General features: G+C 37.9%; 23 protein-coding genes and 1 pseudogene. 13 read left to right on the plus strand and 11 right to left on the minus strand.

Annotated elements, in window-relative coordinates; translation table 11 throughout:
- Nucleotides 1–28: 28 nt before the first annotated feature.
- From K6J66_RS01610 to ilvC, 4 genes and pseudogenes are all read right to left on the minus strand, one after another.
- Nucleotides 29–712 (minus strand): rRNA large subunit pseudouridine synthase E, encoded by a 684-nt coding sequence (locus K6J66_RS01610; RefSeq protein ID WP_038439551.1) that lies wholly within the window; start codon nucleotides 710–712, stop codon nucleotides 29–31.
- 177 nt (nucleotides 713–889) lie between these two features.
- Nucleotides 890–1,714, minus strand: a complete 825-nt coding sequence (gene hel, locus K6J66_RS01615; protein WP_005658434.1) for a lipoprotein e(P4) — start codon at nucleotides 1,712–1,714, stop codon at nucleotides 890–892.
- Between the two features lie 125 nt (nucleotides 1,715–1,839).
- Nucleotides 1,840–2,052, minus strand: a pseudogene (locus K6J66_RS01620) (glycerophosphodiester phosphodiesterase family protein); the annotation flags it as partial.
- Nucleotides 2,053–2,285: 233 nt separating this feature from the next.
- A complete protein-coding gene (gene ilvC, locus K6J66_RS01625) occupies nucleotides 2,286–3,764 on the minus strand; it encodes a ketol-acid reductoisomerase (RefSeq protein WP_005654301.1) in 1,479 nt (492 codons plus the stop codon).
- A 651-nt stretch (nucleotides 3,765–4,415) separates the two neighbouring features.
- On the opposite strand from ilvC, the gene ilvY reads away from it, so the two are divergent.
- Genes ilvY through glpE form a run of 3 tightly spaced genes read left to right on the plus strand, consistent with a single transcriptional unit; the run spans nucleotide 4,416 to nucleotide 6,522 of the window.
- Nucleotides 4,416–5,294: an HTH-type transcriptional activator IlvY gene (gene ilvY, locus K6J66_RS01630; RefSeq protein ID WP_038439550.1), complete on the plus strand. Its 879-nt coding sequence runs from the start codon at nucleotides 4,416–4,418 to the stop codon at nucleotides 5,292–5,294.
- 31 nt (nucleotides 5,295–5,325) lie between these two features.
- Nucleotides 5,326–6,204 carry an EamA family transporter RarD gene (gene rarD, locus K6J66_RS01635; RefSeq protein WP_038439549.1) on the plus strand — a complete coding sequence of 293 codons (879 nt, stop codon included), beginning with the start codon at nucleotides 5,326–5,328 and terminating at the stop codon, nucleotides 6,202–6,204.
- The gene (glpE, locus tag K6J66_RS01640; protein WP_021034662.1) at nucleotides 6,205–6,522 is read left to right on the plus strand and encodes a thiosulfate sulfurtransferase GlpE; all 318 of its coding nucleotides are present in this window, start codon (nucleotides 6,205–6,207) and stop codon (nucleotides 6,520–6,522) included.
- 84 nt (nucleotides 6,523–6,606) lie between these two features.
- Here the strand turns inward: glpE and tpiA are convergent, their stop codons facing one another.
- Entirely contained in the window at nucleotides 6,607–7,398 is a 792-nt protein-coding gene (gene tpiA, locus K6J66_RS01645) for a triose-phosphate isomerase (RefSeq protein ID WP_038439548.1), read from the minus strand.
- Nucleotides 7,399–7,563: 165 nt separating this feature from the next.
- Here tpiA and K6J66_RS01650 point away from each other — a divergent pair, with 165 nt between their 5' ends.
- Both K6J66_RS01650 and xerC read left to right on the plus strand, forming a co-directional pair.
- Nucleotides 7,564–7,998 (plus strand): GNAT family N-acetyltransferase, encoded by a 435-nt coding sequence (locus K6J66_RS01650; protein ID WP_038439547.1) that lies wholly within the window; start codon nucleotides 7,564–7,566, stop codon nucleotides 7,996–7,998.
- Entirely contained in the window at nucleotides 7,998–8,885 is an 888-nt protein-coding gene (xerC, locus tag K6J66_RS01655) for a tyrosine recombinase XerC (RefSeq protein ID WP_038439546.1), read from the plus strand. The genes K6J66_RS01650 and xerC overlap by 1 nt, the downstream gene beginning before the upstream one ends.
- A gap of 52 nt (nucleotides 8,886–8,937) precedes the next feature.
- On the opposite strand, the gene pepD is transcribed toward xerC, so the two are convergent.
- Nucleotides 8,938–10,392 (minus strand): aminoacyl-histidine dipeptidase, encoded by a 1,455-nt coding sequence (gene pepD / locus K6J66_RS01660; protein WP_038439545.1) that lies wholly within the window; start codon nucleotides 10,390–10,392, stop codon nucleotides 8,938–8,940.
- Nucleotides 10,393–10,502: 110 nt separating this feature from the next.
- Between pepD and gpt the strand changes: the two genes are divergently transcribed.
- From gpt to ispF, 4 genes are all read left to right on the plus strand, one after another.
- Nucleotides 10,503–10,970 carry a xanthine phosphoribosyltransferase gene (gene gpt / locus K6J66_RS01665; RefSeq protein WP_005632242.1) on the plus strand — a complete coding sequence of 156 codons (468 nt, stop codon included), beginning with the start codon at nucleotides 10,503–10,505 and terminating at the stop codon, nucleotides 10,968–10,970.
- Between the two features lie 122 nt (nucleotides 10,971–11,092).
- Nucleotides 11,093–11,371 (plus strand): cell division protein FtsB, encoded by a 279-nt coding sequence (gene ftsB, locus K6J66_RS01670; protein ID WP_005665661.1) that lies wholly within the window; start codon nucleotides 11,093–11,095, stop codon nucleotides 11,369–11,371.
- Nucleotides 11,371–12,048: a 2-C-methyl-D-erythritol 4-phosphate cytidylyltransferase gene (gene ispD, locus K6J66_RS01675; RefSeq protein ID WP_005655267.1), complete on the plus strand. Its 678-nt coding sequence runs from the start codon at nucleotides 11,371–11,373 to the stop codon at nucleotides 12,046–12,048. The genes ftsB and ispD overlap by 1 nt, the downstream gene beginning before the upstream one ends.
- Nucleotides 12,045–12,521, plus strand: coding sequence for a 2-C-methyl-D-erythritol 2,4-cyclodiphosphate synthase (gene ispF / locus K6J66_RS01680; protein WP_005661209.1), 477 nt, complete (start codon nucleotides 12,045–12,047; stop codon nucleotides 12,519–12,521). The genes ispD and ispF overlap by 4 nt, the downstream gene beginning before the upstream one ends.
- 301 nt (nucleotides 12,522–12,822) lie before the next feature.
- Here ispF and dtd read toward each other — a convergent pair whose 3' ends face one another.
- The 3 genes from dtd to K6J66_RS01695 all read right to left on the minus strand — a co-directional run bounded on the left by dtd (nucleotide 12,823) and on the right by K6J66_RS01695 (nucleotide 14,006).
- Entirely contained in the window at nucleotides 12,823–13,257 is a 435-nt protein-coding gene (gene dtd / locus K6J66_RS01685) for a D-aminoacyl-tRNA deacylase (protein WP_038439533.1), read from the minus strand.
- On the minus strand, nucleotides 13,254–13,694 hold the full coding sequence (gene mioC / locus K6J66_RS01690) for an FMN-binding protein MioC (RefSeq protein WP_005667635.1): 441 nt from the start codon (nucleotides 13,692–13,694) through the stop codon (nucleotides 13,254–13,256). Before mioC ends, dtd begins: the two co-directional genes overlap by 4 nt.
- Before the next feature lie 93 nt (nucleotides 13,695–13,787).
- Complete coding sequence (locus K6J66_RS01695) at nucleotides 13,788–14,006, minus strand: cell division protein ZapB (RefSeq protein ID WP_005650820.1); 219 nt, start codon at nucleotides 14,004–14,006, stop codon at nucleotides 13,788–13,790.
- A 161-nt stretch (nucleotides 14,007–14,167) separates the two neighbouring features.
- Between K6J66_RS01695 and glpX the strand changes: the two genes are divergently transcribed.
- From glpX to K6J66_RS01715, 4 genes are all read left to right on the plus strand, one after another.
- Nucleotides 14,168–15,169 carry a class II fructose-bisphosphatase gene (gene glpX / locus K6J66_RS01700; protein WP_038439532.1) on the plus strand — a complete coding sequence of 334 codons (1,002 nt, stop codon included), beginning with the start codon at nucleotides 14,168–14,170 and terminating at the stop codon, nucleotides 15,167–15,169.
- A 199-nt stretch (nucleotides 15,170–15,368) separates the two neighbouring features.
- Nucleotides 15,369–15,677 (plus strand): helix-turn-helix domain-containing protein, encoded by a 309-nt coding sequence (locus K6J66_RS01705; protein WP_005661200.1) that lies wholly within the window; start codon nucleotides 15,369–15,371, stop codon nucleotides 15,675–15,677.
- Nucleotides 15,665–15,985: a HipA N-terminal domain-containing protein gene (locus K6J66_RS01710; protein WP_020910207.1), complete on the plus strand. Its 321-nt coding sequence runs from the start codon at nucleotides 15,665–15,667 to the stop codon at nucleotides 15,983–15,985. Before K6J66_RS01705 ends, K6J66_RS01710 begins: the two co-directional genes overlap by 13 nt.
- The gene (locus K6J66_RS01715; protein WP_038439531.1) at nucleotides 15,982–17,013 is read left to right on the plus strand and encodes a type II toxin-antitoxin system HipA family toxin; all 1,032 of its coding nucleotides are present in this window, start codon (nucleotides 15,982–15,984) and stop codon (nucleotides 17,011–17,013) included. The genes K6J66_RS01710 and K6J66_RS01715 overlap by 4 nt, the downstream gene beginning before the upstream one ends.
- An 84-nt stretch (nucleotides 17,014–17,097) precedes the next feature.
- Here K6J66_RS01715 and cydC read toward each other — a convergent pair whose 3' ends face one another.
- Together cydC and K6J66_RS01725 are read right to left on the minus strand one after the other, a co-directional pair.
- Nucleotides 17,098–18,756 (minus strand): thiol reductant ABC exporter subunit CydC, encoded by a 1,659-nt coding sequence (cydC, locus tag K6J66_RS01720; RefSeq protein ID WP_110442610.1) that lies wholly within the window; start codon nucleotides 18,754–18,756, stop codon nucleotides 17,098–17,100.
- Nucleotides 18,749–20,494, minus strand: coding sequence for an ABC transporter ATP-binding protein/permease (locus tag K6J66_RS01725; protein WP_110442609.1), 1,746 nt, complete (start codon nucleotides 20,492–20,494; stop codon nucleotides 18,749–18,751). Before K6J66_RS01725 ends, cydC begins: the two co-directional genes overlap by 8 nt.
- Nucleotides 20,495–20,567 lie beyond the last annotated feature (73 nt).

The following is a 20,567-nucleotide window of genomic DNA, read 5'->3' on the forward strand; positions in this document are numbered from 1 at the left end:
TAGGGCAAGCTAAATACTTGTCCTATTTTTATAATTTGACGGTCTGAAATAACGCTTTTATTTCATCCAATGATAATAATCTAAATGAGCCATTTTCTAATCCATTAATAGATAATGAGCCCATACTCACTCTCACTAATCGTAAAGTGGGGAAACCAATATGCGCAGTCATTCTCCGCACTTGGCGGTTGCGCCCTTCACTAATCTTAATTTCTAACCAGCTTGTGGGAATATTTTTCCGTTCTCGGATAGGTGGATTGCGTTCCCATAAATTTGGCTCTGAAATTAACCGCACTTTAGCGGGTTTAGTCATACCATCTTTAAGTTCTACACCTTTTCTGAGTTGTGCTAAATCGGTTTCTTCAGGGATACCTTCCACTTGCACCCAATAGGTTTTTTCTGTTTTAAATTTGGGATCTGATAAACGATGTTGTAATTCACCATTATTGGTTAAAATCAGTAATCCTTCACTGTCTCTATCTAATCGACCTGCCGCATAAACATTTGGAATTGAGATAAAATCTTTTAAGGTAGCGCGTCCTTGTTCGTCGGTAAATTGTGTGAGCACATCAAAAGGTTTATTGAATAACACAACTGTGGTTTCATCCAACGACAACGTTTTGGGTTTTAATTTTGGTTTAAAAGTGCGGTGAAAATTAACCGCACTTTTTCCTTTAAACGGCAATTTCCCCACTGAAAAATTCTTCTTCATTGAATTAGATTTCTATTTTGAAAGACTTGCAACATCATAGCAAAACTTCAGGCTGTAGTAATGATGATTACTTGAGTGAACTTGAAAAATTAAAAAGGCTAAGCCAGTAAAAACTGAACTTAGCCTCTCAATTAAATTTTCAAAATCGATATTTAAATCGATCTTTTTAATGGAAAATTATTTACCATCCCAAGCTTGTACTGCATCTAAACGAGCTTTGATTTGGCCTTGTGTATCTTTTTTGAAATACCCTTCAGCTAAACCGCCTTCCCAGCCACCGTAGTTTGCGTTAGGTAACATGATGAAAGTTTTACCAAATTTGCCTTGGTTTTGATCAACGAATGCACGGCGGTCAGCGTTTAATTTGCCATATACGGAATTACCGAAGTCATCTAAGTTATCGCCTACATAAAGTACGATTTCATAGCCTTGTTTTTCAATTTCTGCAAAACGAGCCGCTTTAGCTGATTTGTCTTTTTTCAAATAAAATGCAGATTCTTCCACGCCATTGAAACCTAAGCGTTTCATATCATCGATAGTGCCTGCTTTTTCAGAGCTGTCTTTGCGGTTTGTTACGTAGAACACTTTACCTTTGTGGCTGTTTACATAATTATTAAATTCTACCGCACCCGGAACGGCACGAGATTGACGTGCGTCTACCCAACGAGTCCAATCTTTACCATCGAATGGTTTGTTATTTTGAACTTGCCAGCCAGCATAAGGGCTGTTGTCTAACATAGTTTCATCTAAATCAGCCACAACCGCTTTTTTCTTACCTTTTGCCACTTTTGCGTGATCAAATGCAACTTTTGCCGCATTGTACGCTTGATAAGCTAATGCTCTATATTCGCCAGAATCTTGCATCCAGTTTAATCCAAGCACAGCTTGTTGTTGTAATTGCATATTTGCATGTTCTTCTGATTTCATTTGGTGTGAACCACAGCCAGCTAAAACAAAAGCAGAAAGAGCCGCAAGTGCGGTCATTTTTAACGTTGTTTTCATATTATGTTCCTATTCATTAAGGATATAGTAAGTCTTTCTGAAAAACACTTTTCAATTGAAAAGTGTTTTTCATCATAGATGGCATTAATAACCGTAAATAAACTTACCTACGGTTATAATAGAAATTATTTTATTCCTTTTAAGAATTCCACGCAAGTATCTGGGAAATCAGTAAATACACCTGTTGCCCCTGATTTATTCAATAAGGCATCATACATTTGATTTACATCTGTGAAAAACGCGGGTAGTGCATCTTTACGCACGGTGTAAGGATGCACTTCCACATTATATTGTGCAAGTTCTTTTACCAACGGAGTGTACACAATATTATCAGGTTTGACGAGGGTGGATTTGATTACGTTATATCTGAATGTCAAACCTGTAAATGGCAAATTGATATGTCATCTAACGTAACTTGTATTCATCCATTAACTTTACTTTGTATGTCGATGGATGCTTAAATAAGAAAAATGCACGTTGTAATTAAGGTGCATTTTTATGATTAATTTTATCTATGAAAAAACCGACTTTATATTGATAAAGTCGGTTTTTAATTCAGTTCAATTTAACATTAACCTGCAACAGCAATACGTTTCATATCTGTCATATAACCACGTAATTCTTGACCGATTAATTCAACAGGATGGTTACGAATTGCATCGTTTACATCACGTAAAGTAATGTTATCGACTTCCACTGCTGGAGTTGGCTCGCCCAAGTCACCTTTTTGAAGATTAGGGATAATTTCTTTTGCAAGAATTGGGGTTGCTACGTTAGAGAATAAATAGTTACCATATTCTGCGGTATCTGAAATTACTACGTTCATTTCGTATAAGCGTTTACGTGCGATGGTGTTCGCAATTAATGGTAATTCATGAAGTGATTCATAGTAAGCTGATTCTTCATAAATACCGCTTGCAACCATCGCATCAAAGGCTAATTCTACACCAGCTTTAACCATTGCGATCATTAATACGCCGTTATCAAAATATTCTTGTTCGCTAATTTTGCCATCATATTTTGGTGCATTTTCAAAGGCTGTTTTACCTGTTGCTTCACGCCATGCGAATAAATCTTTGTCGCCATTTGCCCAGTCTGCCATCATTGTTGCAGAGAAGTGACCGCTAATGATGTCATCCATGTGTTTGTAATATAAAAAACCAAGGCTTTCTTTGATTTGTTCAGCCAGTTCAAATGCACGTAATTTTGCACTGTTTGACAAGCGATCCATCATTAATGTGATACCACCTTGTTTTAATGCCTCGGTAATGGTTTCCCAACCGTATTGGATTAATTTACCTGCGTATGCAGGATCTTTACCGTCTGCCACTAATTTGTCATAACATACGATAGAGCCTGCTTGTAACATACCGCAAAGGATTGTTTGCTCACCCATTAAGTCAGATTTTACTTCTGCCACGAATGAAGATTCTAAAACACCTGCTTTATGACCGCCAGTTGCAGCAGCCCATGCTTTTGCGATCGCCATGCCTTCGCCTTTCGGGTCATTTTCAGGATGAACTGCGATTAATGTTGGCACACCGAAACCACGTTTGTATTCTTCACGAACTTCAGTACCTGGACATTTTGGCGCAACCATCACAACCGTAATATCTTTACGGATTTCTTCGCCAACTTCAACAATATTGAATCCGTGTGAATAACCAAATGCAGAGTCTTTTTTCATTAAAGGCATCACATCAGCAACCACTTTAGAGTGTTGTTTGTCTGGCGTTAAGTTTACGACTAAATCTGCAGTTGGAATTAATTCTTCATAAGTACCCACTTTAAAACCATTTTCGGTTGCACGTTGGAATGATGCACGTTTTTCTGCAATTGCTTCAGGGCGTAAGGCATAGCTAATATCTAAGCCAGAATCACGCATATTCAAACCTTGGTTTAAACCTTGCGCACCACAGCCCACGATAACGATTTTTTTGCCTTTTAAGAAGTTTGCTTCATCTGCAAATTCTTCGCGATCCATAAAACGACAACGACCTAATTGATCTAATTTTTGACGTAAATTTAATGTGTTGAAATAGTTAGCCATTTTTTGTCCTTAATTGTGTAAGGTTGATAATTGTATGATGTTGTGTTTGCATATTTTTTTGTTGTGGTTTGATTATAGGATTTTTTATAATTGCGTAAAGTGATATTATAGGAATGTAATGTTGCGATTTGTGCAATTATGTTGTTTTTTTGTGGATTGACATCGTATTTCGCTCGATGAGCGACCTACTTTCTTTTACTCGTGTAAAAGAAAGTAGGCAAAGAAAACACGCCCCAATTAAATCGCTGTTCTTTGCTTTGTTTCAATTTTCTTAACGGCAATTTGCTGAACTCGCTACGCTCAAACAGACGCAAATTGCCTAAAAATTGAAAGTCGCAAAGGCGATTTATATGGGGCATAATTTACCTTAGTGTTATTTAAAAAGTGCGGTTAGTTTTGCATTCGTTTTTAAATTTAAGAAAGAACAAAATCGGTTCCCTTCTTTGCCGCCTGAAAAATTGGAAATTTGTAGGAAATTTTCGTCTGTTTGAGCGTAGCGAGTTCAGCAAATTTCCGTTAAGCAAATTTCCAATTTTTCAGGAAATAAGGCAAAGTAGGGCGTGTTTTCTTTTTGCCTACTTTTGCTTTGCACGAGCAAAGAAAAAGTAGGTCGCCATCGGCGAAACCCGATATTAAATAAAAGAAGAAATTATGGAATTTACCGACCTACAAATATTCATCCACCTCAGTGATACAAAAAACTTCACCAAAACTGCCACCCAAAACCACATGTCTCCCTCTACGCTTTCCCGTCAAATTCAACGATTGGAAGACGAGTTAGGGAAGACACTTTTTATTCGTGATAATCGTCAAGTCAAACTTACTGAATATGGCGAGAAATTTTTGCAATTTGCTAAAACAGAATGGCAAAACTGGCAACAATTTAAACAACAACTGAAAGATGAATCCGATGAACTTTGCGGTGAAATTAAACTTTTTTGTTCTGTAACCGCATCTTATAGCCATCTTCCGCACGTACTTAAACAGTTTCGCCAGCGTTATCCTAAAGTGGAAATTCAACTGACTACAGGCGATCCAGCGTTAGCACTAGAGTTAATTCAAGCGCAGCAAGTCGATCTCGCACTTGCGGGGAAACCAAATAATCTGCCCTCTAGTGTAGTTTTTCATAAAATAGATGATATTAGTTTGTCCCTAATTGCCCCGCGAGTGGCTTGTTTGGCGACACAATTACTGCAAGAAAAACCAATTGATTGGCAGCAAATGCCTTTTATTTTCCCTGTTGAAGGGCACGCTCGGCAGCGGATTGAACAATGGTTACGAGAGAAACAAATTAAACATCCGAAAATTTATGCTACCGTTGCCGGGCACGAAGGAATTGTGCCAATGGTGGGATTAGGATTTGGATTAGCAATGTTGCCTGATGCAGTAATTGACAACAGCCCAATGAATAACCAAATTTCCAGACTTAATCTTGATAAACCTATTGAGCCTTTTGAATTAGGTATTTGCACACAAAAAAGAAATCTCGAACAGCCCCTAGTCCGTGCATTTTGGGCGATGTTAGAATAGAATAAATAATGGTTTAAAATAAGGATTTCTTATGTTTAAAGGTGTTCTCGTTTCATTATTAGCCTCTTTTCTATTTGGCTATATGTATTATTTTTCTACGTTACTCAAACCTTTGAGTGGCACAGATATTTTCGGTTATCGGATGATATTTACTTTTCCTTTTGTCCTGTTGTCCGTCACATTATTTAAACAAAAAGCGGCTTTAATTGAACGTTTAAAACGCATTCAAAAACGACCGCACTTAGCATTGTCGTATTTACTTTGCGGATTATTAATGGGTTTTCAAATGTGGCTTTTTCTTTGGGCACCGAATAATGGCAGTTCATTAAGTGTATCTTTTGGTTATCTACTTTTACCAATTGTAATGGTGGCAGCAGGTCGCGTGTTTTTTAAAGAACGCATTTCAACATTCAAATTTATTGCAGTTATCATTGCAACATTAGGCGTAATTTCTAATATTGTGTTAAAAGGCGGTCTTTCTTGGGAAGCCATTGTTATCTGTTTAGGTTACACCGCGTATTTTTCTATCCGAAAAGCGTTAAAAAATACCGATCTTGCCTCCTTTTGTTTAGAAATGTTAAGTCTTATTCCTGTCAGTATTTATTTTGCGATGCAAACAGATTTCGCAGTGGTCGAACAAAGCAATCCTAATATTTGGGGGCTGCTTGTATTACTAGGATTAATCAGCGGTACTGCGTTAATTGCCTATGTAATAGCCAGTAATATGCTTCCTATGAGTTTACTCGGTCTGCTTGGTTATGTTGAAACTATTATGATGCTATGCGTATCATTTTTGATCGGAGAACAAATTGATAGCGAAAGCTACCCACTTTTTATTTGTTTAGTCATCGCGATGATTCTTGTTATGATTGATGGCGTGTACAAACAACACGCAAAAAGAAGTTTATAAATGTCATTTAAAGAAATAATCCCACAGAAAGCTTGGGAAATGATGCAACAAGGCGCGATATTAGTCGATATTCGAGATAATATGCGCTTTGCTTATTCACATCCTAAAGGTGCTTTTCATTTAACCAACCAAAGTTTTTTGCAATTTGAAGAACTAGCAGATTTTGACTCGCCTATTATTGTGAGTTGTTATCACGGCGTGAGTAGTCGCAATGTAGCGACTTTTCTCGTGGAACAAGGCTATGAAAATGTATTTAGTATGATTGGCGGATTTGATGGATGGTGCAGAGCAGAATTGCCGATTGATACCGCTTACTAACCCATTTCATCAAAAACATATAAGATATAAAAAAGTGCGGTAAAAATTCACCGCACTTTTGTTGTTATTCTAATTAACTGAAAATTAGTTTTTTGCTGCTGCCGCTGCTTTTACAATTACTGCAAATGCAGGAGCTTTTAATGATGCGCCACCCACTAATGCACCGTCGATGTCTGGCTGAGTAAATAATTCAGCGGCATTTGCATCATTTACAGAACCACCGTATTGGATAATCACTTGCTCTGCCACGGCTTGAGATTTGGCAGCGATGTGACCACGGATAAATGCGTGAACGGCTTGCGCCTGTGCTGGAGTCGCAGATTTACCAGTGCCAATTGCCCAGATTGGTTCGTATGCGATCACTGCACCATTGAATGCTTCTACACCTAATGCGTTGATCACTGCATCAATTTGACGTGCGCACACTTCTTCTGTTTTGCCTGCTTCATTTTCTGCTTCCGATTCGCCGATACATAATACTGGCACTAAACCTGCTTCTTTAAGTGCGGCAAATTTTTTCGCGATAAATTCGTCGTTTTCTTTATGATAAGTGCGGCGTTCAGAGTGTCCAATAATGATATATTTTGCCCCGAAATCTTTTAACATTTCAGTTGAAATATCGCCAGTAAATGCACCTTTTACGTTCACATCAACGTTTTGTGCGCCTAATTGAACCACACTTTTACCGCCACAGCTGCAACCACAACCAGAAAGTGCTACTTCAGCCGTACCTAAATACATAACGGGGGGGGCAATTGCTACATCACAACCTGTTACATCATGTAATTCTGCTTTTAATCCCTCGATTAATTCTTTGGTGAACGCTTTGGAACCGTTTAATTTCCAGTTACCCATAACTAAAGGACGACGTGCCATTTTTGTTTCTCCATAGTTGATAAAATTAACTTGCTTACTATACCAAAATTTCACCACGATTCTTTGCAGAAGATCATAAAATTAAAAAAATTCTCATAGAAAGATGATTATCTTGTGCTAAAAAGCTACAATTACCTGTATGGAACCAATAAAAAATAACCAATTATGAAACTTTTCAAAGCTGAACAATGGAATATTGACGTGCTTCTTCCTCTTTTTGAAGCCTATCGCCAAGCCTATGGACAAGCAGAAAATCCAGAACGTACCTTAGCTTTTTTAACTAATCGTATGCGTTTTAATGAAAGCCAGTTTTTTATTGCGGTGGATGAAAATGAAAAGGCTATTGGCTTTGTGCAGCTTTTTCCTCGCCTTTCTTCTTTACAATTACAACGCTATTGGCAAATCACCGATATTTTTGTATTAGAACATCCTCAACAAACAGAAATTTATGCGGCGTTGATTTCTAAAGCAAAAGACTTTGTGCATTTTACGCAATCCAATCGTTTAGTCGCGGAATTAGCGCAAAATCAATATTCAATGTTGGAAGCGGAAGGGTTTAAATTAAACCCGAAAGAACGTTTATTTGAATTGAGTCTGTAATGCTAACAGCGTTAAATCGTTATTGGGATTATTTGCGGATTGAACGCCAAATGAGCCCTCACACGCTCACCAATTATCAACATCAACTTGATGCCATCATCAAAATCTTAGCGCAACAAGACATTCATGCTTGGGCACAAGTGACACCCAGCGTGGTGCGTTTTATTTTGGCGGAAAGCAAAAAACAAGGCCTAAAAGAAAAAAGCTTGGCTTTACGTTTATCCGCATTGCGTCGATTTCTCAGTTTTTTAGTGCAACAGGGAGAATTGAAAGTAAACCCAGCCACAGGCATTTCCGCACCAAAACAAGGCAAGCATTTACCGAAAAATATGGATGGCGAGCAAGTTCAACAGTTGCTTGCAAATGATAGCAAAGAGCCGATTGATATTCGTGATCGTGCTATTTTGGAATTAATGTATAGTTCAGGTTTACGTTTATCTGAATTACAAGGCTTAGATTTAAACAGCGTTAATACCCGCGTGCGGGAAGTGCGTGTCATCGGGAAAGGTAACAAAGAGCGTGTAGTGCCGTTTGGGCGTTACGCTTCGCATGCCATTCAGGAATGGTTAAAAGTGCGGTCGTTATTTAATCCAAAAGATGAGGCGTTATTTGTTAGCCAGCTTGGAAATCGCATTTCTCATCGAGCCATTCAAAAACGTTTAGAAACTTGGGGTATTCGTCAAGGCTTAAATAGCCATCTTAATCCGCACAAATTACGTCATTCTTTTGCGACGCATATGTTGGAAGCCAGTTCTGATTTACGCGCCGTGCAAGAATTGCTTGGGCATAGCAACCTTTCCACCACACAAATTTATACTCACTTAAATTTCCAACATCTAGCAGAAGTGTACGATCAGGCGCACCCAAGAGCGAAACGAAAAAAATAAAAGTGCGGTTAAAACAAAAGAAATTTTAACCGCACTTTTAATTAATATTAGATTACTTCGCAGGAATATCGGCAAGTACTCTTGTCAATAAATCCCAATAGGTTTGTACTGCTGCGATTTCCACTTTTTCATCTGGTGAGTGAGCATTTCGGATTGTTGGCCCAATAGAAATCATTTCTATATGTGGATAATGTTCTTTTAAAAGACCACATTCTAATCCTGCGTGAATGACTTTCACTACAGGTTGCTCGCCTAGCACTTCAGCATAATGTTTACGAGTAACGTCTAAGATGATTGAGTCATTTACAGGTTGCCAGCCTGGATAAGGCGCAGAAAACTCGACTTTTGCATTTGCTAAGATTGCAAGTGAGCTGAGCATTTCAGTTACGTAATATTTACCGCTTTCAATTAATGAACGAACTAAAATAGTGCTTTTTACAACATTACCTTCTGTTTTCAATACGCCAACGCTTAATGAGCTTTCTACGACATTTTTAACTACATCACTATTGCGGATTACGCCGTTTGGCAATACGTTGAGTGCGTTAATAACCGTTTGAGTGCTTTGTGCGGTGAATACGGTAGGGGCTTTTTCTGCGGATTCTACAAAAAGTGTGAAATTAGGTTCTGCAATTGCTAATTCTTCTTTAAGCACAACCGCTAGATTTTCTACCGCACTTTCTATGGTTTTTACATCGCCATTAAAGGCTAACACAGCTGCTGCTTCTCGAGGAATTGCATTACGAATTGAGCCACCACGAATCTCAGAGAGAGCAAAGTGCGGTTGATTTTGAGTGAGTTTTGCTAATACTCGTGCTAAGACTTTAATTGCATTTGCGCGCCCTGTATGAATATCGCCGCCAGAGTGACCGCCACGTAAACCTTTAAGGGTGATTTGTGCGCTATGCTCAAACGTATTGGTTTCATATTGAACGGGAATTTCAAAGTTTGCGTTAATGCCGCCCGCACAACCAATGTAAATTTCGCCAATTTCTTCAGTATCTGTATTGATTAAAATTTCAGATTGTAACCAGTTATGACGTAAGCCTTTTGCGCCATCCATCCCAGTTTCTTCTGTCATTGTTAAAAGCACTTCAAGAGGTGGATGGGCTAAATCATTGCTTTCTAACACCGCTAAAGTAGAGGCTAAACCGATACCATTGTCAGCTCCTAATGTGGTACCTCGTGCTTTTACCCATTCTCCATCGATATAAGGTTGAATAGGATCTTTGGTAAAATCATGTGGGTTGCCTTCATTAGCCTGTGGCACCATATCTAAGTGCGCTTGTAGCACAACAGGTGTGTGATTTTCCATTCCTTTCGTTGCGGGTTTACGAATGAGGACATTACCTACTTCATCGCGTTCAACAAAAAAATGCTTTTCTTTTGCCCAATTTACAATAAAGTTAGCTAACGTATCTTCATAATGAGAAGGATGAGGGATTGCACAAATTTGATCAAACCATTTCCATAACAGTGAAGGTTGAAGTGTTGTAATTTCAGACATAATTGCTCCTTTTTACTGAAAATATTTACGAAATAATAGCATAAAACGCCATTTCGGGTTATTCTTACGCAATTTTTTATTTCTCGATAAATTTAAACTAAGGTGCAATTATGAGCGAAAAATATGTGGTAACTTGGGATATGTTTCAAATGCATGCCCGCAAATTATCAGAACGTTTACTTCCAGCTTCCCAATGGAAAGGTATTATTGCGGTGAGTCGCGGTGGTTTGTTTCCAGCGGCTGTATTGGCTCGTGAATTGGGTCTTCGTCATATTGAAACCGTTTGTATCGCAAGTTATCACGATCATAACAATCAGGGAGAACTACAAGTTCTTCATGCAGCCCAAGTGCCAAATGGCGGCGAAGGATTTATCGTGGTAGATGATTTAGTTGATACGGGTAATACGGCGCGTGCGATTCGTCAAATGTACCCTAATGCAAAATTTGTCACTGTATTTGCAAAACCTGCAGGTGCGGAATTAGTGGATGATTACGTAATTGATATTCCACAAAATACTTGGATTGAGCAACCTTGGGATTTAGGTTTAACCTTTGTTCCACCTCTCTCTAGAAAATAATTTTTATACAAAAAAGTGCGGTTAAAATAAAAGGATTTTTAACCGCACTTTCTTTCATTTTATCGTTTTTCCTAATTTTTCACGGTAAACAGGTTAAAATTTTACTCACAATAAATATCCGTATGCGACTTCTTATTTTAATCCTTCTTTCAGTATTAGTATTGTTTCAACATGATTTTTGGTTTGGCAGTAACGGTTTTTTAGATTATCGTCAAAATGCTGAGAAAATTAAGGAAAATCAAGCAGAAAATGAAAAGCTATCTCAGCGTAATCAGCGTATTAATGCAGAAATTCAAGGATTAACAAAAGGTTTTGAAGCGATCGAAGAACGCGCACGAATGCAACATGGCTTAGTGAAAGAAAATGAAGTGTTCTATCATATTGTAAAAGAGAGTAAATAATGGCTCGTTCAATTATTGCGGTCTTGCCAGCTGCTGGCGTGGGTTCTCGAATGCAAGCGGATAAACCGAAACAATATTTAACGCTGCTTGGCAAAACACTGCTTGAACATACACTCGATGTGATGCTTTCTTATCCTGCCGTATCTAAAATTATCTTGGCGGTAAGCAAAGATGATCCTTATATTTCTACACTATCGCTCGATCCTAAAATTCAGTTAGTGGAAGGTGGCACAACGCGAGCTGAATCTGTCTTAAATGGTTTAAATGCAATTGCGGAAAAAAATGCCTGGGTGCTTGTTCATGATGCTGCCCGCCCTTGTTTACAACATGCTGATATTGATAAATTGTTAGCTATTGAAGATAAACAAGGTGCGATTTTGGCAATCCCAGTAACAGATACGATTAAACGAGCGGACAATCAGCAATGTATTGTAAAAACAGAAGATCGTAGCCAGCTTTGGCAAGCAATGACACCGCAGTTTTTCCCAGTAGATATATTAAGAGATGCGCTTTCCACAGGAATTCAACAAGGTGCGAATATAACAGATGAAGCATCCGCAATAGAACTTGCTGGATTTCGACCGCACTTAGTGGCTGGACGTAGCGATAATTTAAAAGTGACTCGTCCAGAAGATTTAGCATTAGCAGAATTTTATTTAACAAGGAATAAATTATGATCAGAATTGGACACGGCTTTGATGTTCACGCTTTTGGCGAAGATCGTCCATTAATTATTGGTGGTGTAGAAGTGCCTTATCATACGGGCTTTATTGCGCACTCAGATGGCGATGTGGCATTACACGCATTAACTGATGCAATCTTAGGGGCTGCGGCTTTAGGCGATATTGGAAAACTTTTCCCCGATACCGATATGCAATATAAAAATGCGGATAGTCGAGGCTTACTTCGTGAAGCATTTCGTCAAGTACAAGAAAAGGGATATAAAATAGGTAATGTTGATATTACCATCATCGCTCAAGCACCTAAAATGCGCCCACATATTGATGCAATGCGTGCCAAAATAGCTGAAGATATCCAATGCGATATTGAGCAAGTTAATGTGAAAGCAACGACTACCGAAAAATTAGGCTTTACAGGAAGACAAGAGGGGATTGCTTGTGAAGCCGTTGCTCTTTTAATCCGACAATAATTTACTATTCTTATATTCTTAAAAGTGCGGTGCAATTTGAAAAGAATTTCATCGCATTTTTATTAGTGAAATAATAAGCGATTGCTCGTTATTATTAAGTGACCATTGGTGAAAGGAAACGCCCATTTATGGGTGAGGGAGCAATAGAGGGCTTCAGTCCGCCTTTTTGCTTACCAACCGAATATATGGTTCATTATTAATTGATGGAATTTATACGCTTTAACGAGAATATTCCATTAACTAAACCATTTAATAAAACAAATGTAAAACAGTGAGCTTATTGCCAACTTAGATTTTCTTGTTATACATTTAACCAAAACGTCACAGGCCCATCATTTGTTAAGCTCACTTGCATATCCGCTGCAAATTGCCCTGTTGAAACAGGTAATTTCTCTGCGCACTTTTGGATAAAGTATTCATATAATTCATTAGCCAATGCTGGGGACGCACCTTTTGAAAAACTCGGGCGTAAACCTTTTTGCGTATCCGCTGCTAATGTAAATTGCGAAACGATAAGTAATTCCCCCTGCGCTTGTTGAACATTTAAATTCATTTTGTCATTTTCATCACTGAAAATTCGATAATTAAGCACTTTTTCAGCAAGTTTATCCGCTTTTTCTTGGTTATCTTCTTTTTCTACACCAAGCAAAACTAACAAACCTTTGCCAATTTTCCCTATTGTTTCGCCCTTTACATCCACTTTTGCTTGAGACACACGCTGAATTAGGGCGATCATTTCAATCCCTCAATAAAACTCGGTAACCATTCTTCAGCATAACTTTCTTGATCATCCACGTTTAACACGTCAATTTTTAAAGTCTCACAAATTTTTACCGCACTTTTTGCTTGAAGTGTTTGCTCCACTTTGTCCGCTGCATAGCAAAAAGTATCATAATCAGAACTACCTAATCCAACGACCGCAAAGCGAACATCTGAAAAATCCTTTTGGCTATTTGCTAATTCATCAAATAGAGGTTTTAAATTGTCTGGCAATTCGCCTGCACCGTGCGTTGAAGTGACAATCAGCCAAATTTTCTCGTTTTCAATGTCAGATAAATTTGGTCCGTGAAAAAGTGCGGTGGAGAAACCTTGAGTTTCTAAAACATCGTTTAAATGCTCGGCAACATATTCCGCACCACCTAAAGTGCTGCCTGAAAGAATGCAAATGTGCATTTTATTATCCTATATTTATTTTTTCTCAAAGAGAAAAAATTATTGAAATGATTAAAATAAAAAGGCTTAGAAAATCTAAGCCTTTTACTACGATTAAACGTTATCAAACTTACCAAGTAATGAACGAATATGCTCTTGCCAATTACGATGTTCGTTTTTCAGCTGTTCATTTTCAGTTTGTAAGTTTTCGATATTTCTTTGAGATTCTGCGTTTTTCTCTTTTAATTCTTCAACTTCTAATTGAAGTAATTGGATAGTTTCTACCGCTTGTTTAATTTTTTCTTCAAGTTGGTCTAAAATTTCTAAAGACATAATGATTTCCTTTTAAATATGGGTAAGTTTAGGGGTATTTTACCCAGTAAATTTACCTTTTTAAAGCATTGAATAAAAATTTATTATGCAAACGATTACTCAGTGATAGAATGATGCTATTTTTACCATAATCTTGAAAAATAAGCAGAAGGAGAATAATAATGAATCGAGCATTAGCCATTGAATTTTCACGAGTAACAGAAGCCGCCGCTCTAGCAGCTTACACGTGGCTTGGTCGAGGAAATAAAAATGCGGCAGACGATGCAGCGGTAAAAGCGATGCGTTATATGCTGAATTTGATTCATATGGACGCTGAAATCGTTATAGGAGAGGGCGAAATTGATGAAGCCCCAATGCTTTATATTGGCGAAAAAGTCGGTTCTGGCTTAGGGGAATTAGTTTCTATCGCAGTAGATCCTATTGATGGTACACGTATGACCGCAATGGGGCAATCTAATGCTATTTCTGTCTTGGCTGCAGGTGGCAAAAATACCTTTTTAAAAGCACCTGATATGTATATGGAAAAATTAGTGGTGGGTTCAAATGTAAAAGGCATCATTGATTTAAATTTACCACTGGAACAAAATCTTCGCCGCATCGCATCTAAGCTAGGAAAATCCCTTTCTGACCTTACCGTAATGGTATTAGCAAAACCACGTCACGATGCCGTAATTAAACAAATACATAACTTGGGCGCGAAAGTATTGGCAATTCCTGATGGCGATGTGGCAGGTTCCGTATTGTGTTGTTTACCTGATGCTGAAGTCGATCTTCTTTATGGAATTGGTGGTACGCCAGAAGGCGTGGCAGCTGCTGCAGCCATTCGAGCATTAGGTGGCGATATGCAAGCTCGTTTAATCCCACGCAATGAAGTAAAAGGCGACACCGAAGAAAATAAAAAAATTGCAGCTAATGAGATTCAACGCTGTGCAGCACTGGGCGTAAAAGTGAATGAAGTGTTAAAACTTGAAGATCTCGTGCGTGATGACAATCTTGTATTTACTGCAACAGGCATTACCAATGGCGATTTGCTTAAAGGTATCTCCCGCAAAGGCAATTTAGCCAGCACTGAAACCATTTTAATTCGAGGAAAATCCCGCACAATTCGTAAAATTCAATCTATTCATTATTTGGATGACCTTTATAAAATTTTGAATATTTAGCTCAAGCAAACAACATTCCAATTAATTTAATCTGCTCTCCAAAAAATGGGACAAATTACAAATGGACAGAGCAGATTTTAAGTATCATTTTTGAATAATTCCTAAAATTTTTTTCCTAAAAAAATCAAAAAAGATATTCAAAAAAGCGAAAAACCATATATGATATAAAAATATTTTATTAAAAGAAAAAGTATCAAATATGAATAACCTTAGTGCACAATTAGAAAATCAAATTGATGAATTAAAAAAGCTTCAGAAATCAGTCATTACCTATGAACAAGCGCAAAGACAACAACTTTACGCAGGGAAAATTACCGATCTCAAAGCATTTGGAAAAATGCTCAATGATAAGCGTAAATCACTTGGTATTGAGCTTAGTATGCTAGAACTGCAAACTGGCGTGTCTATTTCTACCTTGAACCGATTATTTCAAGATCCAAGCCAAGTGAGATTTACAACCGTGTTTCTTGTTGCTCAAACATTAGGGGTTTCACTATGCGCGATTTAGTCCGCTCGGGAAAAGTATTTCTCTACGGTGAATTTATTGGCTTACTTAGAGAAGATCATCATGGTTTTCATTTTTCTTACAACCCCGATTATCAAGGAATACCGCTCTCTCTCAGCTTTCCTATTGAGCAAAGCCCTTTTCATTCTGACACCTTATTCCCTTATTTTGCATCGCTAGTCCCAGAAGGCTGGCTAAAACACAAATATGCATTTCATCAACGAATTGATGAAGGTGATATGTTTCGCTTTTTACTTAATAATGGTGAAAATATGTTAGGTGCAGTGCAAATTCAGGAGGAAAAACAATGAATTTTTGTCGTATTTTATTAAAGCCATTAAAGAAAAATGAAGCACTTTCAGGTTACAGTGCTGAAGGTTTGCATTACCTTACAGGCAATAAACATTTTAATCCTGAATTACCTTTTTCTCGCCAAGAATTTATTACAGTGAAACCCCAAAAACAGCAAGGAATGAGCATTTCAGGTTTTCAACCAAAATTACAGCTTATTATCGAAGATGATCACTTTAACAGCATAAATCAACAGGGAAACTATATTTTAAAGCCCTCTCCAGAAGAGTATCCTTTTTTAGCTGAAAATGAACACGCCACCATGCGCATTATGAAAGAATTAGGGTTTGATGTGCCAGAAAATGGTTTAGTTTCTTTTGCTGGCGAACAAAATCATAAAGAATTTGCTTTTGTTATAAAGCGTTTTGATCGTGATAAACAGCAAAAACCAATGCACCAAGAACAACTTGATGGTGCAATGAATATTCGAGACAAGTACGGAAAAATAGGTGCAGATAATGAGCAATATGTGAGTTATGAACAAATTGCTAAGTTTATTTTGCAGCACACTGAAAATCATTTAGCTCAGCAACGAGAAATTTTTCGTCGAATTATTTACGCTTATTTATTAGGAAATAATGATCTTCACTTACGCAATTTTTCATTTATTTATCCCAAAAACAGTCATCCAAAACTTGCTCCAATTTATGATTTTGTGTCAGTGTCGCCCTATCCTGAAATATTTAATTCAACACTACTTGCCTTGCCATTGTTAGTGCGAGAAGAGGGTAATGACACACTAGCCAAAGGATTTAATACTCAATACGGCGAATATATCGGCGATGATTTTGTCGAGTTTGGGGAAAATATTGGATTAAATAAAAATGTGATTATTCAAAAATTAATTCCTGAAATTATACAAGAAAAGGAAAAAGTAGAGCAGATTTATTCACAATCCTTTATGCCGCAACCACATATTGATTGCGTGCTGAAAACTTATCGCAAGCGTTTATTTTTGCTTAACGTATTAAATGAACCTGAACTATAAAATCTAAAGGGAATATTTACCGCACTTTTTCCATCCAACAAAAAAATCGCACTTTTAACAGTGCGATTTTTTTCTTATATTAATTTAGGACATTCTGCCGTTTTCTATGCCAATCACTTGATCGCAAATTGCCATAGTGGATTGTCGGTGGCTGACGAGAATAATCAATTTTTCCGCTTTAACATTGAGTAATGATTTCAAAATCATTGCTTCGTTTAAGCTATCCAAATTGCTAGTTGGCTCATCAAGCAAGATAATCGGGGCATTATGTAAAAATGCTCGGGCAATACCGATACGTTGTTTTTCTCCGTCAGAGAGATTGCCACCCAATTCCGTCATTTTTGTTTGATAGCCTTGTGGCAAACTCAAAATAAAATCGTGAATTGAGGCTTTCTTCGCTGCTTCCATAATTTCTTCTAAGGTTGCATCACGGCGAGCAAGGCGAATATTTTCCTCAATGGTTTCGTTGAAAATATAGGTTTGCTGAGTAATGTATGCCATATTGTCACGCAAGCTACGAGTGTTAATATTCGGTAAGGTTTCGCCGTTAATTTTAATACTGCCTGATTTTGGATCGTAAAAACGCATAAGCAGTTTTAACAAAGTACTTTTACCGCTTCCGCTTCTGCCGTGAATACCTAAGATTTCCCCTTTTTTCACAGATAAGCTGACATCCGATAAAATTTGTTCTTCGCCGTAAGCGAAGTTTAGGTTCTCGACATCAATGTGAGAAACCTCTTTTAAATCCACCGCACTTTCTACGTCTTTTAACTCTGGCTCTTCCGCTAATAAACTTAATACTCGTTCGCCAGAAGCCAAAGTTTGTAATAAGTTGCTTGAAAGGTTACTTAAGGCGATAACTGGCCCATAGCTCGACATTAATAAAATCACGCCGATTAAAAAGGCTGAGAAATCAATTTTATCTAAGCTAAATAAAATTAAGCCAGTAAACAGCATAATAATGTTGAAAACGGATACTGCCACTTCAGTATAAACACGAACTTTCGCTTCTTGGTCTTTAATACGCTCAAAAGCCATATCGATTTTTTGGCTGCGTTGTTGAATTTCATCTAAGCGTTGTTTTGCATAGCCAAAAAGCTGAATTTCTTTCATACCACGCACGCTGTCGAGGAAGAAATCATTCATTTCGCCGACTAATTCACGATAACGTCTGCCATCTTCACGTGCCAATTTGGTGGTAATAATCGGTAGGATTACGCCCACTGTTAAATACGCCGCCAATGCCACAAGCACAAACCAACCTGAAAGATGCGCAAAGACCAACAATAAAATCGCAGAAGTAAAAAACGCAATCATAATTGGTGCAATAGTGTGTGCATAAAATACTTCGAGCAATTCAATATCATTGGTTACTAATGACACTAATTGCCCTGCTTGTTTATCTTGCAACTTCACAAAAGCCAAACGACGCAAAGAAGAAAACACTTTGTCACGCAATAATGCGAGTAATTTAAAAGCAATATAATGCCCTGACATTTGCTCTAAATAACGCAATACGCCACGAGCCACCGCTAATACGATAAGTGCGGTCAAAATGCCAGAGAAACTTAAATGAGTGTCAAAGTTTAAGAGATTCACTAACCCCATCGCACCCAGCACCATAATAAAGATGGCAGCAAGGAAACCGAGCGTCCCCATAGTAATGGTAAACGCCATAATGTGTGCAAGTGGTGTCACTAATTTCAACAAATGCCCCATTACAACAAAACCATTTTTACGCATTTGCCACCTCTCTAATTTGTTCTAAATCTTTTTGTTGTTGGAACATTTCAGCATACGCACCTTGTTTTGCCATTAAAGTTTCGTGAGTGCCTTGCTCAATCAATTTGCCTTGGTCAAGTACGTTAATACAGTCGGCATTTACCGCATTTGCCAAGCGGTGGGAAATCATCACAATGGTTTTTTGTTGTTTAAATTGTTGAATGAACTGCAAAATAATTTCTTCGCTTTCCACATCAATGTTACTGGTCGCTTCATCAAAAATATAAAGCTCGGCATTGTGTAACAAAGCACGCGCTAAAGCTAAACGTTGAATTTGACCGCCCGATAAATTCGCACCTCGGCTTAATAGCTGCATATCTAAGCCGCCATTTTCGCGTACAAATTGGGCGAGATTCACTTGTTCTAAACAAGCATAAATTTGTTCATCTGTGGCATCAATTTTCGCCATCGTCATATTTTCACGCAGCGAGCCTTTAAACACATAACTGCTGTGGCTTACTAATGATACTTTTTGATAGAAAGAAGTGCGGTCAATATTGAGGGCGTTTTGTCCATTAAACAAAATTTCACCTTGTTGCGCTTGATTAAAACCCATCAACAACGAAACTAAGGTCGATTTACCGCAACCACTTTTACCCACAAATACCGTAAGCTGATTTGGTAAAATACTCAAATCTAAACCTGTAATTGCTGGTTTTTCTTCACTATAAGAAAAATGCAGATCTTTAATTTCCACTTGAACGTTATTTTTGGCTTCAAAATCCACCGTACTTTGTTGGGTTTCCACTGGCGTATCAAGTAATGTGAAGATCTTATCTGAAGCCGCTTTGCCATTCATCGCCACATGGAAGAATGAACCAAGCAAACGAAGCGGAATAAAGAACTCAGAAGAAAGGAGAATAAATAAAATCACGCCTAACACGCTGAGTTGTGCATCTTGGAATTGCAATAATGCAGTTAAAATCCCAATTGCCGCGCCGCCATAAGCGAGTAAATCCATAAGAGAAACCGAGTTAAGCTGCATAGTAAGCACTTTCATGGTAATTTTGCGGAAATGCTCAGCCTCTTTATCCATCTCTTTCGCTTTATAAGCGTCGTCTTGATAGATTTTTAGCGTAATTAAACCCTGCAAGTTATCTAAAAAGCTGCTGCCTAACCCCACATAAATTGACCAATATTTTGCCAAAAGTTTTTTCGCAATTTTATTCACCGCAATAATCGACATAGGGATAAGCGGCACACAAATCAACAAAATTACGGCTGTTTTAAAGCTGAAAAAAATCAAGAAAACAAAGAGGGTAAGCGGTGCAAGCAAGCTATAAAAAAGCTGCGGTAAATAACGCCCAAAGTAAATTTCAAGCTGTTCTACACCTTCTGATGCCACTTGAATAATGCTTGAGGTGGATTGCTGGTTCACTTGGTTAAGCGGCATAGAAGCCAATTTACGATAGATAAGGCTACGCAATTCATGCTTCACTTTTGTGCTGGCAAAATAAGACGCCTGCACAGATTTTTTCCCTGCAAACGCACGCAATGCCAATGCTGCAATCAAAATGATGCCAAAAATGACCGCACTTAACAGGCTTAATTCGTGAAAATAAGCCGCCTGTAAAATATAAGAAAACACGACGGCACTAATAATCCCACCAACTAACGCCACCCAATTCCACAACACCGTGACGCCAATCCATTTTTTGCTGTCAGCCACCGTGTTAATTAGGCGTTTATCTATCATCATAATGATTACTCCTAAAATAAAAAGAAGTACGCATAGAAAGAATTATGCGTACTTAACGTAGGGTGGGCTTCAG

Source organism: Haemophilus influenzae, assembly GCF_019703545.1.
Taxonomy (GTDB): Bacteria; Pseudomonadota; Gammaproteobacteria; order Enterobacterales; family Pasteurellaceae; genus Haemophilus; species Haemophilus influenzae_E.